This window comes from Clostridium sp. NkU-1 (genome assembly GCA_001312405.1).
Map to the genome: position 1 here is coordinate 48,489 of BBDR01000015.1, position 17,468 is coordinate 65,956.

A 17,468-nucleotide genomic window follows, 5' to 3' on the forward strand; every position below is an offset into this window, starting at 1 on the left:
GGTAAATCTACATCCCAACAGCTTTTGTATTTAAATATCTAAAACAACTATTAAAAATCCAGACCCTTCCTGTTTGATGTGTCCCCAAAAAGTCAGACCTAAAAAATCTAACGATTGGAGGTCACATCAATTATAAGAATAGGGTCTGGATTTTTATGAAGAATATTATCGTGCGAAAAGCGTGATGTAGTTACGCATAATGGCATACCGTCCTTCTGGCGTCAATTTTACCAAACCACCGGATAGCTGAACACAGTCCTCCCGTTCTAAAGATCTGATGATTATCGAAGTAAACTCACCAGTCCAGTGCAGATGCGTCTTTATGGTATCAACGCCTGCTTCCGCATTTTCTTCTGCACTGTTCTCATGATTAGAAAGGTGAAAAAGCAGCGTCGCTTTAGCAAACTCCAGTCTCTGATTCCTCCGTCTGAGAAGTGAACGGATCAGTCCTCTGCGAGGTGCAAAAATAAACACAAGGAAGAAGACCAATCCAGTTATCACAGCCATGCTGCCTGCAATGGAAACATCCAGCAGTGCTGCCGCCTGATACCCCAGAATTCCGTTGACTGCTCCAATGATCCCGCTTAAAATCAGCATCCATTTTAAATCGTCTGTCAGCAGATAAGCCGTCACTGGAGGGCCGATCATAAAGCTACCACCAGCACAGATCCTACTGCCTGAAATGCCCCGACTGTGGTAAGGGATACCAGTGTCATCAGCCCGTAATGCACCAATGCAGGGGAAAAGCCCAGCACAGCGGCCAGCATGGGATCAAAGGTCGCTATCTTTAGTTCTTTAAAGAAAATGATAATCGCCGCCAGATTGATCAGCAGCAGAACCCCTGTTGTATAAATGGCTTTTGCCCCCATATCCACGCCGCCTATGACCATACGGTCAAAAGGAGCAAAAGCCAGCTCTCCCAATAGTACCGAGTCAGTATCCAGGTGAACCGAGCCGGCATAACGTGTAATCAGGATAATGGCTATGGAAAAGAGCAGGGGGAACACCACGCCGATGGCGGCATCCTCCGCCAGCAGCCGTGTCCGGCTCAGCAGCTCCGTCAGCCACACAGTCACCACTCCCATCAGTGCGGCACCCATAATCAGCAAAGGCGAGGAAAGATCGTGGGTGACGAAAAATGTGAGCACAATTCCCAATAGAATCGTATGGGTAATGGAATCCGACATCATTGACATTTTACGAAGTACCAGAAATGTTCCGGGGAGAGCACAGGCCACAGCTACAATAACGGCTATGATTTGAATTTCAATTTGCGGTGCCATCCGATACACCTCCTTCCAGCTTATATAAAACCTTGTTTTTTCTGCGTTGATATACTCTGTGCAAAACACCGCGCCCAGGAGCGAACAGAATGCTGATGATCACGATGACGCTAACACAAACCACGATAGCCGGGCCTGTGGGCAGCTTTGGAACGAGAGAACTGGCTGCCGTTCCTGAGATGCCGGATACGGCTCCGAAAAGTGCTGAGAGCGTCACCATGACCCATAGCTTATTGGTCCACTGGCGTGCGGCAACCGCAGGAGTAATCAGCATGGCGCTCATGAGGATAACGCCCACCGTCTGCAATCCGATAATGATTGCCAGCACGACCATAAATGACAGCAGGAGATTTAGTTTCTTTGGGGAAAAGCCAAGGCTCTGGCAAAGTCGCTGTCAAAAGTGAAAAGCTTAAATTCCTTCCAGAACAGCAGCACCAGTACAAGCAATATAAGGCCGCAAATTACCATCAGAATGATATCCCGCTGTAAAAGCGTGGACGCCTGCCCGAAGATAAAGCGTTTAAGCCCAGCCTGATTGGAGTTTGGAATCTTCTGTACGTAGGTAAGCAGCACCAGGCCCAATCCAAAGAAAACGGACATTACCAGAGCCAGAGCACTGTCAAATTTTACGCGGGTATGACGCACAATACTGACAATGAACAGCGTTGCCAGCAAACCGGAAATAAGGGCGCCCAGCAGGAGAATTTCTGTATTTTTACTGCCTGACAGAACAAAGGCCATCACTACTCCGGGGAGGGCAGCGTGGGATACTCCGTCTCCCAGAAGGCTCTGCCTGCGAAGCACTGCAAAGCTGCCGAGTACTCCGCTGATCAGGCCTAGGAGGGCGGAACCAAGAGCCACTGTCTGGAATGTATAATCGGAAAATAATGAGATAATATTGTTAAACATCACATCACACCCCTTAACAGCGCACCAGAGCTGTGGTAGGTCTTTTTCAAATTGTCTTCGTGGAATACTTCCTCCACAGGCCCACAGGCAACCACGCGCAGATTGATCAGGGTAACCCAGTCGAAATAATCAGGTACCGTCTGCAGATCGTGATGGACGACCACCACGGTTTTATTCTGTTCCTTCAGCTCTTTTAACAGTGCTACGATAGCCCGTTCCGTCTGAGCGTCTACCCCCTTGAAGGGTTCATCCATAAAATAGACTTCTGCTTCCTGTGCCAGGGCGCGGGCCAGGAAAACCCGTTGCTGTTGGCCGCCGGAGAGCTGGCTGATCTGACGGGAAGCATACTCCTGCATGCCCACCTTTGCCAGCATTTGTTTCGTCAGTTCTACATCCGATTTACTTGGGCGGCGGATCCAGCCTAACTTGCCGTAGCAGCCCATCAGCACCACATCCTGTACCGTGGCCGGAAAATCCCAGTCCACGCTGCCGCTTTGAGGTACATAGCCGATGCGGTTTTTCAAGGTACGTATATCTTCATTCCCGTCCAGAAACCGGACGGCTCCGGTGACAGGCTTTAAGAGCCCCAACATAGCTTTGATTAAGGTGGTTTTACCGGCCCCGTTTGGACCGACCACCGCCATCAGCTTTCCCTTTGGGATTTTTAAGTCAATATCCCAAAGGACAGGCTTGGCGTCATAGGCTACGGTTAAATCTTCTACCTCCACCGCATAGTTTTGTTGTTTTTCCATATGATTTCCTCCTGTCACTTTAAGGCATCCACAATTGTGTCAATATTTGCTTTAACGGTCAGGACATAAGTATCGGCTTCAGACTCGGCATCGCCTAGGGAGTCAGAATAAAGTTCCCCGCCGATGGAAACATCAAAGCCCTTCGCTTTTACCGCAGCCTGCAGCGCTTCAATGGTTTTTGGCGGTACGGAAGATTCTACGAAAATCGCCTTGATCTGCCGTTCCACAATAAAATTGGCCAGATCACTGACATCGGCTGTACCTGCTTCCGCATCGGTGCTGATGCCCTGCAGGCCCCGTACCTCAAATCCGTAGGCTTTGCCAAAGTATTGAAATGCATCGTGAGCGGTCACCAGTACGCGCTGTGACTCCGGCAGCTCAGCAGCCCTGCCGCGAATGTACGTATCCGTCTCATCAAGTTCTTTTAAGTAGGCGTCCAGATTTGCTTCATAATCTGCTTTTCCAGCGGGATCGGCTTCTGCTAATCCTTTTGCAACGGTTTTAGCTGCATCCTTCCATAGGGAAACATCGAACCAGATATGAGGATCGTGGATGGAATTGTCATTCTCCCATGCAAGAAGCATGGATTCGTCTAAGCCCTTTTCAATGCAGATGACTGCAGGTCCCTGACTGGATAGATTTTCAAATATTTCCCCCATTTTTCCTTCCAGATGCAGGCCGTTATATACCACCACATCTGCTTTCTGCATCAGGGAAACATCTCCGGCACTGGCCTGATACAGGTGTGGGTCAATACCTGGCCCCATAAGGCCGTTTACTGTAACCCGTTCTCCGCCTATGACTGCAGTCAGATCAGCCAGCATGGTGGTGGTGGCTACAATATTTAATTTATCTTTTGAAGAGTCTGTGTTTACCGGCGGAGCAGAGCAGCCCGTAAGCAATAATGTGAAACTCAGGATCGTGCCAAGAAGGCCTTTGGTTTTTTTGATTCATGGGAAACCTCCTAAAAATATATTTGGTGTCAAATCCCCTCGATCTCGTCTACATAGATTTGACAGGCGGCCTTATAACTGATTTGAACACGCCTGCCTTCCAGGTCAAGCGTCAGCGGCCCTTCATATGCCGCAGCTTCAATAATGCGGACAGAGCATCCGATGGTGATTCCACTTTCCTGCAGATAGTCCAGCAGTTCCTTTTCTTCCTTTACACGCCGTATATGGGAAGCCGTGCCCATAGGAAGCAGATTCAAGGTCAGCAGCGGAGCGTGGTCGATTTGGCCGTCAGGATGGGGAATTGCGCTTCCGTGAGGCAATAGGCCGGGTAATTCAGAAACTGATCCAACCGGGCGGTAAGGCGTGGCGGTGTGATATGTTCCAGCAGTTCTGCGTCTTCATGCGCCTCACTCCATGAGTACCCAAGATGTCGCATCAGGAAAACCTCCCAGAGCCGGTGGCCCCTTACCAGTGAAATGGCAACCTGAATTCCCTCAGGCGTCAGGCACGAGCCTTTGTAAGGCTCATAATGAATCAGCCCTTCCCGATTCAGCTTTCCCAGCATTTCTGTCACAGAAGCGGGAGCGATCTGCAAAGTTTCCGCAATCTGCTTATTGTTTACCAGTTCTTCCATGCCTCCCAGCTTATAAATAGCTTTTAAATAATCTTCTTTGTTTGGTGTCATTTTATCTTCCTCCGTTTTAGACATATAAACCCCGCCATTGGCGTGGGTAAGGATATTGTTTAAAGAGTGTTCTTTTATACCGCTAAAACTTTCCCGATCCATCCAATCAACAGGATAAGGGCGGTTACTGTTAATGCAGGCATCTTACTGCGAAAAAGCTGTTTTGTACAAATATTCATAATTTCCTCCTGTTGTGTTGTTTTAAATATTAATTTAGGTATACCTAAATCTTATTATATTATATGCCTAAATATATAAAAGTGCAAGTGGTTTGCAAATGAAATCAATTATTTCATCATCCCGATCCGTTAGGGGAGGAAATACCGTTTCCCTTGGCTAATTTATGAGACCTAAGTAGAAATTGTTACGAATACACTATATAAAGTCTGAAAAACAGAGGATGAATGACAATGAGCCAGCTTCCGTCTCAGGAATTCCGTACCGTCCGGGGATATGAACTGAAAAAAACAAAAAGAGAGCAGACTAACGCCTGCTCTTGAGGACTATCTTGAAATGGCATACCGATTATGTCTGGAAGAAAAATGCACTCGCATAAACAGACTTTCAGGGCGGCTGCACGTCCGTCCATCGTCTGCGTCAAAGATGGTATCCAAGCTTGTCCAGCTTGGATATTTGAGATACGATAGTTTTGAAAATATCCTGCTGACTGATGAGGGAAGAATAACCGGCGATTATCTGCTGCAACGTCATAATACTTTGGAGCGTTTTTTTTACTATGCTCAGAAGCCCACGTCCTTTGGAAGAAGCAGAATTGGTTGAACACATGCTGGGAGATTTGACTGTATTGGAAATAAAGGTGCTGATGGAGTTTTTTTATGCAAAATCCGGATATTGAAAAACAGTTTAAGAATTTCAGGGATATGGTAAACCTTCCTAATGAATAAATGGTCTTCCATAAGTAACGGATTTTAGCAAAAATCAGTTAGTGAATTAATGAATTGATTTATTTACTAATGTCTGATCAAGTATTCAAACATTTAGGCAAGATTGAAAAAAACGTTGATATGATAAAAGAAGTTATATTTTCTTTTCCACAGAACTTTATAGGCATTTAAAAAAAATTGCTTCTGATCAGCTGTGTTTCATAACTTTGTTCTTGCTGTAAATCAAGTAGGCTTACAGACTGCCTTGAAGATAGAAAAACCACATGCCCCTTTCCGATTTGGAGCATGTGGCAGAGTTGTAAGGTTCTTTAACCTCACCAAGTAAGTCCCCCCACTTCAATGCTGGAAAGGCATAAGTGGTAGGTGGGGGTACTTGTGTTGTTTACTTGTGTCAGAAGGGGTACAAGCCCCTAAGCTGCGATAGCAGCTATGAGATTATGCCGGGTGAAGCGGAGTGCGAATATCCGCTTGACTTGACCATAAAGGAATCCCCCATACAATCGGCATGAGCTCATTACCGTTTACCGGGCGTAAGGGTTTTTGCGTGGCCGTCACTTCTTACAAGCAGCCTTTTATAAGTTGCATCCACGCCCATCGCTCCAAGCGGAGCAGTGATCAAGATGGCTAAAACCGCAACCGTCAAAATTGTATTGCCGGCTGCAACTCCTGCCGCCAAAGGAAGCCCGCCGATTGCCGCCTGTACAGTTGCTTTTGGCAAATAGGCAATGGCACAAAACATGCGTTCCTTTTTGTTTATTGGAGTCTTTGCAAGGCAGACAAATACGCCGCATATCCGAATCAGCAGGGCGATAAAGATAAGAGCAACAGCCATAAATCCGGCCTTTGCCGCATAGCTTATATCCACTGTTGCGCCCACCAATATGAACAGCATCAATTCAGCAGCCACCCAGATTTTTGAGAACTTGCCAGACAGGCGTTTTGCTAAGATATCATACTGCTTCAGAATGGTACCGCCTAAAGCCATGACAGCCAACAAGCCGGACATAGGCACATATGCTTTAATGGCTGTTTCGAGAGAAACCAGCAGAAACGAAGTGCTTAATAAAATTAAAATCTTGGCGGTATCGCGAATATGGATTTTTTTGAAACAGCTTCACCAAGGCGAGGCCCAGTAAAATACCCACCAACAAGCCTGTCACAATGGAAATAGGTATTTTAATAAGAGTTATGGCATCAAAGCTGCTTCCCTCGTACATGCTCATAAATGATGTAAAAAGGACAATTACATAAATGTCGTCAACGGAAGCTCCGGCCATGATAAGCTGTGGAATACTCTTTGCCCGGCCGTAGCCATTTTCCATCAGCTTTAGCATTTTAGGCACGATAACTGCCGGAGAGACCGCACCGAGCACCGTTCCCATGATAGCTGCTTCTAAATGGGAAATAGGGAAAAACATTGGTGCAAAAATAGTAGTGGCGGCTATTTCAAAACTTGCCGGAATGAAGCACATAAGGATTGCCGGGCGGCCAACCTTCTTTAAATCCTTAATATCCAGCGCGAGTCCTGCCCTTGTAAGGATCACGATCAGGGCAATTTGTCTCAAATCAGCGGAAATATTCAGCAGATCCGGAGCAATCAAATTCAGCGCATACGGCCCTAATACAATACCGGTGAGAAGCATCCCCACAAGGCCGGGGAGTTTTAGTTTCTGCATGGTTCCGCTCAATATCATGCCGCAAAGAACCATCATTGCAAGACTGAAAAGCATATATATCCTCCTTTGTGCAGAAATGCAAAAAAAGCCGACACTTCTGCAATGAAATAATTGCAGAAGTCATCAGCTTAATAAGCGGTTCGGCTTTCATCAGCACAGGGAGAACTTCATTCCCTTGGGCCATTATAGCAAAGACGGGTGTAAATTTCAAGGAATATTTGATGTTGCTGGCTTTCTTAGCTCCTTGTCATGTTCTTATGCGGGTATCAAGTAGTAGGAGAGCAGAGGATGAAATTACACTTTTTAGACAATGAACCGGTTTCCTTGCCTCAAGTAAGGGGTTAGAAAAACAGGAAGTATCGCGGTGTGCTGCTCTTGTACTGCAAATACTCATCCCCAAAAGCACGGGGCAAATACTTTTCTTCCTCTAGAATCTGAAAATGCAGCAGCAGGATGCCGATGATCGCGGCAGCGATCATGATCACATTGGGCAGGGAAAGTGCAGATCCAATATACAGCATATCAAAGCCCACAAAAGCAGGATTTCTGCTGACCTTGTATATACCCTTGTGACAATGGAAGTCTTCTGGGTTTCGTCCACACCTGCGCGCCAACTGTCACGCATGGAGGTAATAGCAAGCACAAAGAAAATAACCCCGCCCCCGGTAATTACAATTCCTGTCCATCGTATACTTACAGGAAATGAAAGAGAAAGCATGAATCGGGAGAAAAAAAACGCTTACGTACTGAATAGCCGCAATGCCGTAGGTTGCTGCAAGAAGAGCCGTTTCTATTGCAGCCGTTTTAGGAGGTTTGCGGCCTTTTGCCAGCCGGTTTGTGTGAATGCCTTTTTTTCCGAAGAAGGATTTGCTTCACAAAATAGGCAATGTAAAAACAGGTTATTAGCGCAAATATGCTGATTTGAAAAATCATTCTATCACCGCCTTATATGTAATACCAAAAAGTATACCATGGAAACGTCAAAATGAACATCAAAATAAGATTGATTGAAGCGGTCGGATACTTATCCCAAGAGTGCTGCGAACTCATGGATTCTGACCGGATAGAAAAAGGTAGTAACTGAGCAAAAAACGGTGCTGGTCACATGCTTGCCTACTATGCTTTTTTATCTGCCTTTTTAGAAAAATAAAGGTACTATACCGCTGTACAGCGGTTATCAACATTGCCGTTCCTTATGAATTTGAGGACTGATAAAAAAGAGTATCAGCCCTAATAAAATCGTTGTTATCCCTACACCCTGCTGAAAGGAAATTGCCTCATTTAATATAAAATAGGCCAGAATACATGTACCTATGGTTTCGCCTAATATGCTCATGGATATCACTGTTGCAGGAATCCATTTTAACAGCCAGTTAAAAATAAATTGTCCAAAAACAGTTGAAATGAGTGCCAGTCCCCCAAAGGCTATCCAGGCAGCTTGAGGATAGCCAATGAAAGAGTTACCCTCAATCATGGCATAGCATCCTAAAAAGGCGGAACTGCTTAAATAACTTATAATGGAATAAGGAACAGCGGACAATTCCTTTCTCATTGCCTGGCCGATAAAAAAATAGACGCTGATAATGCCAGCAGCCAATAACGCTAATAAATCTCCAAACAGTGCCTGAGAGCTGATTTGGAAATCTCCCCATCCGATCATAAAGCAGCCCATAATGGCGATCAGGCAGCCCCCGATTGCCAGCTTGTGAAATCGTTCCTTCAAAAAGACATATCCGATTGCAATCGAAAAAAGGGGCTGCAATGTTACGATAACTGTTGAACTTGCCACCGACGTATGCCGCAGGGATTCAAACCACATCATATAATGGGCAGATAAGAGCAGCCCTGACAAAATCCCAAGAGCCCATTGTTTTTTAGAAAGTGTCAGTAATTGACGCCTATTTTGTTTACTGCTTAACAAAAAAAGGCAAAAGAATCAGTGAAGCAAAAAATAACCGGAAAAATGCTGTTATGGCAGAAGGCGCATTTGCCAGGCGCACAAAAATTGCTGAGGTAGAAAGGGAAAAGACGCCGAAAAGCAGAGCCAGGTACAATCCAATATTAGTTTTCAAGATTTTTCTCCTTGGTTATAAATTAAAATTCAAAATACAATAAAATGCATTAGTAATTATAGTATGATTGATTGTTAAAATCCAGCGTTATTTAGCATTTTCATTAAGCTAAAACAAAGAGTTGAAAAAAATACAATATGCAGACGGCTGATCTGCACCATACCGGTAATGAACCCTGCTTAATCAAAGCATAAATACTGCACATACAAATCCCAAATTACATCCGTCATCAGTAATCAGTTCCCGATGGCAGAAAAAACAATCCCCCAATTCAAGAAAGCCTGTGGCATATTTTAAATACAAATGATATAATGAAATAAAACTAATTGAAAAAACAAATGATAAGGAGAAGAAACAAAAGTTATATGGATAAATTTCAAGCATTAAAGCACTATTTCGGCTACGACAGTTTCCGGGAGGGGCAGGAAATTCTTATCGACAGCATTTTGTCAGGAAGAGACGCCCTTGGGATCATGCCCACCGGTTCAGGAAAATCCCTGTGCTTCCAGATACCGGCTCTCATGATGGAAGGAATTACACTGGTTATTTCTCCCCTGATTTCCCTTATGAAAGATCAGGTTACAACTCTCAATCAGGCAGGCATTCATGCCGCATATCTTAACAGTTCTTTGACTGCAAGTCAGTATTATAAGACCCTGGCCTATGCGCGGGAAGGGCGATATCCCATTATTTATGTAGCACCGGAACGTCTTGTGACGGATGAATTTCTGGATTTCGCATTAAACACAAACATTTCCATGGTAGCTGTGGATGAGGCTCACTGTGTATCCCAATGGGGACAGGATTTCAGGCCCAGCTATTTAAAAATCGTGGATTTTATTGATAAGCTTCCCAAACGTCCGGTCATCAGCGCGTTTACGGCCACTGCTACAAAAGAAGTCCGTGAAGATGTGATTGATATTCTCATGCTCAGGGAGCCTGCCGTGGTATCTACGGGATATGACAGGCCCAACCTCTATCTGGGCGTCCAATCTCCCAAGGATAAGTATGCTACGTTAAAGAACTACGTGGAATGTCACCCGGATCAGTGCGGGATTATTTACTGTCTGACCAGAAAGCTGGTGGAAGAGGTATGTGACCGGCTGAATCAGGAGGGATTTTCGGCAACCAGGTACCACGCAGGGTTAAGCGACGGGGAGCGGAGGAAGAACCAGGATGACTTTATCTTCGACAGAAGCCAGATCATGGTGGCGACCAATGCCTTTGGCATGGGAATTGATAAATCCAATGTACGGTTTGTTATCCATTACAACATGCCAAAAAAACCTGGAATCCTATTATCAGGAAGTGGGAAGGTGCTCCAGAGATGGAGAACCGGGGGAATGTATCCTGTTATACAGCGGACAGGATGTGGTGACCAATCAGATGTTTATTGACAACAACCAGGATAATCAGGAGCTGGATTCCCTTACCCGCCAGATGGTCATGGAGCGGGACCGTGAACGGCTTAAGAAGATGACCTTTTATTCCTTTACCAACGAATGTCTCAGGGACTACATTCTGCGGTACTTCGGAGAGTATGGAGAGAATTACTGCGGCAACTGTTCCAACTGCTTAAGCCAGTTTGAAACAGTGGATGTGACGGATATTGCCAAGGGACTGATCGGCTGTGTGGAGTCTTGCCGGCAGCGGTATGGCGTAAATGTGATTATTGATACCGTTCATGGAGCTAATACTGCGAAAATTCGGAATTACCGGATGGATCAGAATGCCTATTATGGAGCGTTGGCAAAGGTGCCTGCTTACAAGCTGAGACAGGTCATGAATTATTTGATGTTAAATGAATTCCTGGCAGTCACAAATGACGAGTATGCTATTGTGAAGCTGACCGGGAAATCAAAGGGAGTTTTAGCGGATGGGGAGGAGATTGTCATGAAAATGGCAAAGGAACAGGAACATCCGGTGAAGGAAGAGAAGAAATCAAAGAAACGGAAAATGTCAGCTATATCCGGTTCTGCTCTTTCAGAAGCAGATGAAAAGCTGTTTGAAACCCTACGGGCCCTTCGCATGGAGATTGCCAAAGAGGAAAAGGTACCTCCTTATATTGTTTTCTCTGACAAGACGTTGGTACATATGTGCATGGTAAAGCCGAAGACAAAAGAGGAGATGTTATCGGTGTCCGGGGTAGGAGAATTTAAGTATGAGAAATATGGGGAGCGGTTTTTAGACTGTGTGAAGGAATCGAGTGGTGATTTCTGAGACGGATATACTGGAAATGCTTCTAATCTGGTCAAGAGGATATTCGCAGTCCGCGACCCTGCTTGATTCGGTTAAAAAAAAGGTCTAAGAAAGCCAAGATAGATATAAAGCGCCTGACCATAAAAACGACGGTGTGAATGCATTACGTAATTCCTGCGAAAAAGAGGCGTAATCTAGAATAATCTTGCCTTGACAATATAAACGTCACAGGGTAAAATTGTAAAACAAAAGTTTTGCCAATGTACATGTCAAAATGGACGGCATCCAAATGGCTGCATCCGTATTTTTATGAGTATTTGCACATTGGATGTTTCTGGCCATTTTAGTTCGACGAAAGCACAGGGAGATTATCATGGAAGGTGAAACTGTATATAAAATACTCATTGTTGAGGACGGAAAAGTAAGCCAGAAGGTGTTGGTGGATACCTTACAAGATACATATAACGTCAGGGTCGTTTCCACTGGTAAAGAAGCAATGCAAATGGTCAAACAATTCCGGCCCCATCTAATATTGCTTGATATCATACTGCCGGATGCCAACGGGTTCGATGTTCTAAAGGAACTGAAAGAAACCCAATCCACTCAGAACGTTCCCATTATCGTTATCACAGGACTGGATAACGATCAGGACGAGGAGAAAGCACTGTGTTTAGGTGCAGTCGACTATATACGGAAGCCTTTTAATAAAGTTTTGTTGAATGCACGCGTGAAGATCCATATTAAAATAGTAGAACAACTGCTTACCATTGAAAAACTTGGTTTTTATGACGGGTTGACCGGTCTTGCGAACCGCCGTAAGTTTGATTACCATATGGGATATGAATGGCAAAGGGCATTGCGGAAAAAGACTACCATCGGACTGCTGATGATGGATTTGGACAACTTTAAGAATTACAATGATACATATGGCCACAGGCAGGGAGATATTATGCTAAAAGCTGTGGCAGGGGTTTTGAATAAAATTTTAAATCGGGCCACTGACTTACCGTGCCGTTGGGGCGGCGAAGAATTTGCAGTTCTCATATCGGAAACCAGTCTGGAAAAAGTATTATTAATTGCGGAGAAAATACGTTCAGGCATTGAGGCTTTGGAAGTGCCAAGGAGTAATTCGGATGAAATTACAAGAATAACTGCCAGTATTAGTGCGATCTGTACCATCCATATCAACGGGAACAACTGGAAGGTTTCCTTGAAAGCGCTGACTGTCTCCTGTATCAAGCTAAAAAAAGAAGGCAGAAACCGGGTGCGGTTTTGATTGTTTATCCAATGAAAAATGTGGAGAGCGGTTTTTAGCCTGTGTGAAGGAATCACGTTCAAACGGTTGACGTACAAACATTAGGAATTTGGGAATGAAACTGAAAAGCAGATTAGTGTAAAGATGAGGGTATGAGGTATTCTTTTATATGGAGAAGGTATAGAATAAGATTGTAGAACGACGCCTGAAATTAGATAATAAAGAATGAAAAAAATGTAAGTAAGTGAAAAAAAGGGCGGCTGCTTGTTTATACAAGCAACCGCTTTTTTAAGAATGGATGCAAATCTCATACAACACCTTTCAATCCACGAATAGAGTATTCGACACAAATAGTATGTCACATATTGAGATAAATACAATATAAACTTGTGTTATACGAAATTATAGTATAACATAGATCGTTGACTCGATGTAATGATAGAATACATGTATGGGACAATCGTGTTACAGGGTGGCTTGGCCTTCATTCTACATAGAATGGGGGTGGTGCTTATGAAGAACAAATTCAGTTTTAGTGACTTGATGCAGTTCAGACTATTTTTGCTAGCACTACTGACATTCATTTATTTGATGAGTCATTAGTATAAAGTAAAAACCACCCTGAAACTTTGGACGGTTCGGGTGGCTTTGCTTCTCAATGTTATTTCCGGTCAACTCACCTATGTGGGCGGTTGTTCCTTTTTCTACCTATATTATAGCATGAGTGAAACAATAATTCAAGATTAACCTTTGTCTTTCTTTGAATCTACCAATATCACAATTCAGAAAAATTCCCTACCGTTTTTAGAAAATATTATATGGCTTATATGCAGGTACCATGATGCAGGCAAATTCTCGGTACTCTGGCAAGAGTATTCTGTATTGCTGCCAGGGAAGAGTGGATTGTTTTAAAAAAATAAGATACAAGACGCCATAAAGTCCTGGGGGCAGCCTAAACTCTATGGAAACAGACGAAGAACAGGTCCGTTATGACAGACTCACGGAAGTTTTCCAAAAGAGCCGCCCCAATCAACTGCCGGAACCTCTTATCTCTCCCTGTTCAGTACTTAAGAATTATGGTATGATTGAAAAAAACAGATTACAGGTACAGAGGGCAAAGGACGAATTTTTATGGAACAGACAGCCAGAAATATTTTCAGAGCAGTCCATGAAGGAAAGTGGCTGAGCATTGAGTACAGGAATAAAAAAAGAAGAAATAACCAAATACTGGATCGCTGTTCATGGCATTGACCCAAAGAAGAAAACCTTAGAGGTGGAGGGCTTTCATCTCACCTTGTTTACGGTGGATAAATTTCCCTGCATTTATGTGGATTCCATTCTCTCTTCCTCTGTGGTGGATGGGTCTTACTATGAAGCAGATCCCTTACTTGTTCAGGATATCAATGAAAATCCTGAAAAATACCGGAATCTTTTTGCCTCCCCTGTGAATTTAAAGATACTGGATTATTTGACGGATTGCAGCCGACTGGACACAAGACCCTATCAAAGCGATTATTCGCTCATCCACCATCTGGATGGGGAATGTTTAAACAATGAGGAGTATCCCTTAAGCGACCAGCAGTTTAAAGAGATCGTGAACCGTTTTCAGGAAGATGCAGCGGGAACAGGAAGCAGGAAAAACTGGAAGCTGCGCCAGCTTTGCATGAATGTGTTAAGCATTGTAGTCAAGGGGAAAGGAAGGAAGCGGGAGTCTCTTTATGTCCTGGCATACAAACGGCTCTTTCTTGATGTAAAGCGGCGCGTGCTGAAACCGGCAAAGGAGATCGCCATATGCAGGGAGTTTACCATTGGGGGAGAGAGTCAGAGCATCCGGAAGTTTCTGGATCCTTCCGATTATGAGCTTTTGGAGGATTTTGAAAAGAACCAGGAGCTTATAAAAGACCGGATCATAAACGAAAGCCGTGCCGCTGGGGGAGTGGATGACAGGCCCTATCTCATTGCCCTGGAGTCAGATGTGAAGGTGGATCTAACCTATGAATACGGCGGCATACTCACCATGTTTGAGGAAAACCGGGCAACCTATCCGGTCAAAGCCTTTTTTTGGAAATCTGACTGCCAAGCTGACAGAAGAAAGGACTATCCCATTACCCTGCTTCAGCGCCGGGCAAATTTAGACCAGCTTCTTGCCATCCATAATGGGGTAAAATATCCGGTGACCTATGTCCAGGGCCCTCCTGGGACCGGAAAATCCTATTCCATTGTCAATACCATTGTTACGGCATTTTTTTAACGAAAAAACTGTGCTTCTCACCTCCTATAACAACCATCCCATTGATACGGTGGTAAAGGATCTCCAGTCCATTTCCTACAAAGGAAACGGTCTGATTCCCTTTCCAATAATCCGTCTGGGAAGCGATGAAAAAGTTTATGAAGCCCTTTCTTATATAAAGGAGCTTTATGAGCAGGTGAAGAAATGGAAGGTATTTGAAAACACCCTGGAAAAGAACAGGGACGATAAGGCAAACCGCATGAAGCAGCTGACCGCTCTTCTTAAAAGGCACGAAGAGATTTTGGCTTTAAGGGAACAAAAGGAAGCCATTGAATGCCTGATGACGGCAAATAAGCATCTGACCTTCCAGACCGATCTTCAGGGGCGGCAACTGGAGCGCGTAAAGGAAAAGCTTCAGAAAATCGGAGAGGTGACCGAAGAACAGGCCCTGGCTCTTCTGGAAGATGATGAAGAGGAGTTTAAAAAATATCTTTATTTTACCTCCGTGAAATATTTAAAAAGGCTTGGGGAACCTAAAAATGCGGGCCTCTGGAATATTCTGGAGATAAAAGACAAAGCAGATCAGGTGAAGGCGTTTAATGAATATCTGGGAAATCCTGAGAATGTGAGAAAATTCCTCCGTATTTTTCCCGTGGTGGCATCAACCTGTATTTCTTCCCATAAAATCGGACATCCGGAGCCTTACTTTGATCTGGTGGTAATGGATGAGGCAAGCCAGTGCAACACGGCCCTTTCCCTGGTTCCCATTATCAGAGGGGAGAATTTAATGCTGGTGGGAGATCCCCAGCAGCTAAATCCGGTGATCCTTCTGGATAAAAAGGACAATGACATCTTAAAAAAAACGGTATATGGTTCCGGATGAATATGATTACTGCAAAAATTCCATATACAAGGCATTCCTTGCCAATGATTCCGTCAGTGACGAGATCCTTCTCCGCCATCATTACCGCTGCAGCAAGCAGATCATTCAGTTCAATAACATGAAATATTATAACAACCGGCTGAATATAGAAAGCAGGGTCCAGTCGGAAAATCCCCTGGTCTTTATGGAGGTCCAGGATAACCGGACCGATTATAAAAACACGGCTCCCAGGGAGGCCGAAAAAAATCGTAGAATATGTAAAAGCCAATCCGGACCGGAAAATCGGTATCATAACGCCCTTTACCAATCAAAAGGAATGCATTAGTGAAATGCTGGCTGAAAACGGAATCCATGACGTAAGCTGCGGCACAGTCCATGCATTTCAGGGAGATGAAAAGGATATCATTCTGTTTTCCCTGGCGCTTACGAACCAGACTTCAGAAAAGACCTATGAATGGCTTAAGAACAACCGGGAGCTGATTAATGTAGCCACTTCAAGGGCAAGGGAACAGCTTGTAATTGTATCTGACAGGAAGAACCTGGACAGGCTTCACTGCGGAGAAGAAAAGGACGATGTATATGAACTGGTGGAATACGTAAAAACAAGAGGAAACTGTAAGGTCACTCCTGATGAGGTCCATTCCCGGGCGCTGGGCGTAAAGCCTTACAGCACGGAAACGGAAAAAGCCTTTCTGACCAGCTTAAATCACGCCCTTGAAAATATACTGGGTGATAACAGGAAATGCTCGGTAAAAAAAGAGGTAGCCATATCCCAGGTATTTGAAGAAAATACCACGGGAGACGGCCTGTTTTATAACGGGCGGTTTGATTTTGTCCTGTATGAAAAGGATTTCGGCGACAGGGAGATCCCGGTACTTGCCATTGAGCTGGATGGGAAGGAACATCTGGCAGATGAGTCCGTAAAAAAACGGGATAAGAGGAAAGAGGCCATATGCCGGCAACATGGATTTGAACTGATCCGGGTGGAGAACTCTTATGCAAGACGGTATTATTATATAAAACATGTGCTGGAAGAGTATTTTAAACATTTAAGATAAAAATGCCTGTGAGGTAAGAGCCTGGGGCCATACCTTCACGCCCAATGTCCGATGCCCGGTGGTGCGAGGCACGCTGTAAAGCGGGACGGGCTATGCCCAAAAGGCATGGGCAGGAAAGAGGAAACCATGAAAATTTTTCATTTGTCTGATCTGCATATCGGAAAGCAGTTAAACGGCTACAGCTTAAAAGAGAACCAGGAAGCGGTCTTAAACCAGATCGTGGATTATGGGTTGGTCCATCATCCGGATGCGGTCCTGATCTGTGGCGATATTTATGATAAAACGGCTCCTTCCGGGGAGCCTACACCATGTTCGGCAATTTTCTGGAAGCTCTTTCCGGGATAAAGCCTCAGGTTTCGGTTTTGATCATTGCAGGAAACCACGATTCTCCGGAGCGTCTGTCCTATGCAGGGGCTTTTTTGGAACGGCACCACATTCATTTATCCGTGTTCCCTCCAAAAAGCCCTGAGGAGTACTTAAAAAAAGGTGGTATTGCAGGATGAAAACGGCCCGGTGAATTTCTATTTTCTTCCCTTTTTAAAACCAGTACGTAAGGCAGGTTTTTCCGGAGAATCAGCCGAATGGATACGAGAGTGCCGTAAAGGCTG

17 protein-coding genes, 3 pseudogenes and 1 riboswitch are annotated in these 17,468 nt (G+C 44.5%); of the genes and pseudogenes, 10 read left to right on the top strand and 10 right to left on the bottom strand.

The window, feature by feature from the left end:
• Positions 1-165 precede the first annotated feature (165 nt).
• The 6 genes and pseudogenes from JCM10519_RS19100 to JCM10519_RS31925 form a co-directional block, all read right to left on the bottom strand.
• A pseudogene (locus JCM10519_RS19100) lies at positions 166-1,283 on the bottom strand (metal ABC transporter permease).
• Positions 1,267-2,192: pseudogene (locus tag JCM10519_RS19105) on the bottom strand (iron chelate uptake ABC transporter family permease subunit). Before JCM10519_RS19105 ends, JCM10519_RS19100 begins: the two co-directional pseudogenes overlap by 17 nt.
• Positions 2,192-2,944 carry an ATP-binding cassette domain-containing protein gene (locus JCM10519_RS19110; RefSeq protein WP_054741167.1) on the bottom strand — a complete coding sequence of 251 codons (753 nt, stop codon included), beginning with the start codon at positions 2,942-2,944 and terminating at the stop codon, positions 2,192-2,194. The pseudogene JCM10519_RS19105 and the gene JCM10519_RS19110 overlap by 1 nt, the downstream one beginning before the upstream one ends.
• A gap of 14 nt (positions 2,945-2,958) precedes the next feature.
• Complete coding sequence (locus JCM10519_RS19115) at positions 2,959-3,846, bottom strand: zinc ABC transporter substrate-binding protein (protein ID WP_347844780.1); 888 nt, start codon at positions 3,844-3,846, stop codon at positions 2,959-2,961.
• Between the two features lie 80 nt (positions 3,847-3,926).
• On the bottom strand, positions 3,927-4,154 hold the full coding sequence (locus JCM10519_RS31920; RefSeq protein WP_347844781.1) for a FeoA family protein: 228 nt from the start codon (positions 4,152-4,154) through the stop codon (positions 3,927-3,929).
• 2 nt (positions 4,155-4,156) lie between these two features.
• On the bottom strand, positions 4,157-4,606 hold the full coding sequence (locus tag JCM10519_RS31925) for a metal-dependent transcriptional regulator (protein WP_347844782.1): 450 nt from the start codon (positions 4,604-4,606) through the stop codon (positions 4,157-4,159).
• A gap of 489 nt (positions 4,607-5,095) precedes the next feature.
• On the opposite strand from JCM10519_RS31925, the gene JCM10519_RS31930 reads away from it, so the two are divergent.
• Positions 5,096-5,362 (top strand): hypothetical protein, encoded by a 267-nt coding sequence (locus JCM10519_RS31930; protein ID WP_347844783.1) that lies wholly within the window; start codon positions 5,096-5,098, stop codon positions 5,360-5,362.
• Positions 5,363-6,001: 639 nt separating this feature from the next.
• On the opposite strand, the gene JCM10519_RS31935 is transcribed toward JCM10519_RS31930, so the two are convergent.
• From JCM10519_RS31935 to JCM10519_RS19140, 4 genes are all read right to left on the bottom strand, one after another.
• Complete coding sequence (locus JCM10519_RS31935) at positions 6,002-6,586, bottom strand: cation:proton antiporter (RefSeq protein WP_347844825.1); 585 nt, start codon at positions 6,584-6,586, stop codon at positions 6,002-6,004.
• A complete protein-coding gene (locus JCM10519_RS31940; protein WP_347844784.1) occupies positions 6,507-7,217 on the bottom strand; it encodes a cation:proton antiporter in 711 nt (236 codons plus the stop codon). The genes JCM10519_RS31935 and JCM10519_RS31940 overlap by 80 nt, the downstream gene beginning before the upstream one ends.
• A 53-nt stretch (positions 7,218-7,270) precedes the next feature.
• A riboswitch (Fluoride riboswitch) is annotated at positions 7,271-7,347 on the bottom strand.
• 157 nt (positions 7,348-7,504) lie between these two features.
• Positions 7,505-7,777 (bottom strand): methyltransferase, encoded by a 273-nt coding sequence (locus JCM10519_RS19135; protein ID WP_347844785.1) that lies wholly within the window; start codon positions 7,775-7,777, stop codon positions 7,505-7,507.
• Positions 7,778-8,340: 563 nt separating this feature from the next.
• The gene (locus JCM10519_RS19140) at positions 8,341-9,084 is read right to left on the bottom strand and encodes a DMT family transporter (RefSeq protein ID WP_347844786.1); all 744 of its coding nucleotides are present in this window, start codon (positions 9,082-9,084) and stop codon (positions 8,341-8,343) included.
• Between the two features lie 516 nt (positions 9,085-9,600).
• Here JCM10519_RS19140 and recQ point away from each other — a divergent pair.
• The 9 genes and pseudogenes from recQ (at position 9,601) to JCM10519_RS31975 (ending at position 17,363) form a co-directional block, all read left to right on the top strand.
• A pseudogene (gene recQ, locus JCM10519_RS19145) lies at positions 9,601-11,455 on the top strand (DNA helicase RecQ).
• Between the two features lie 352 nt (positions 11,456-11,807).
• The gene (locus JCM10519_RS19150; RefSeq protein ID WP_054741173.1) at positions 11,808-12,710 is read left to right on the top strand and encodes a diguanylate cyclase; all 903 of its coding nucleotides are present in this window, start codon (positions 11,808-11,810) and stop codon (positions 12,708-12,710) included.
• Between the two features lie 940 nt (positions 12,711-13,650).
• Entirely contained in the window at positions 13,651-13,875 is a 225-nt protein-coding gene (locus JCM10519_RS31945) for a hypothetical protein (protein WP_347844787.1), read from the top strand.
• 3 nt (positions 13,876-13,878) lie between these two features.
• Positions 13,879-14,940, top strand: a complete 1,062-nt coding sequence (locus tag JCM10519_RS31950; protein ID WP_347844788.1) for a hypothetical protein — start codon at positions 13,879-13,881, stop codon at positions 14,938-14,940.
• A gap of 10 nt (positions 14,941-14,950) precedes the next feature.
• Positions 14,951-15,802, top strand: coding sequence for an AAA domain-containing protein (locus JCM10519_RS31955; protein WP_347844789.1), 852 nt, complete (start codon positions 14,951-14,953; stop codon positions 15,800-15,802).
• The gene (locus tag JCM10519_RS31960) at positions 15,789-16,127 is read left to right on the top strand and encodes a hypothetical protein (RefSeq protein ID WP_347844790.1); all 339 of its coding nucleotides are present in this window, start codon (positions 15,789-15,791) and stop codon (positions 16,125-16,127) included. The genes JCM10519_RS31955 and JCM10519_RS31960 overlap by 14 nt, the downstream gene beginning before the upstream one ends.
• On the top strand, positions 16,123-16,860 hold the full coding sequence (locus JCM10519_RS31965; protein ID WP_347844826.1) for an AAA domain-containing protein: 738 nt from the start codon (positions 16,123-16,125) through the stop codon (positions 16,858-16,860). The genes JCM10519_RS31960 and JCM10519_RS31965 overlap by 5 nt, the downstream gene beginning before the upstream one ends.
• 126 nt (positions 16,861-16,986) lie before the next feature.
• On the top strand, positions 16,987-17,205 hold the full coding sequence (locus tag JCM10519_RS31970; RefSeq protein ID WP_347844791.1) for a metallophosphoesterase: 219 nt from the start codon (positions 16,987-16,989) through the stop codon (positions 17,203-17,205).
• The gene (locus JCM10519_RS31975; RefSeq protein ID WP_347844792.1) at positions 17,169-17,363 is read left to right on the top strand and encodes a hypothetical protein; all 195 of its coding nucleotides are present in this window, start codon (positions 17,169-17,171) and stop codon (positions 17,361-17,363) included. The genes JCM10519_RS31970 and JCM10519_RS31975 overlap by 37 nt, the downstream gene beginning before the upstream one ends.
• The last annotated feature ends 105 nt before the right edge of the window (positions 17,364-17,468 follow it).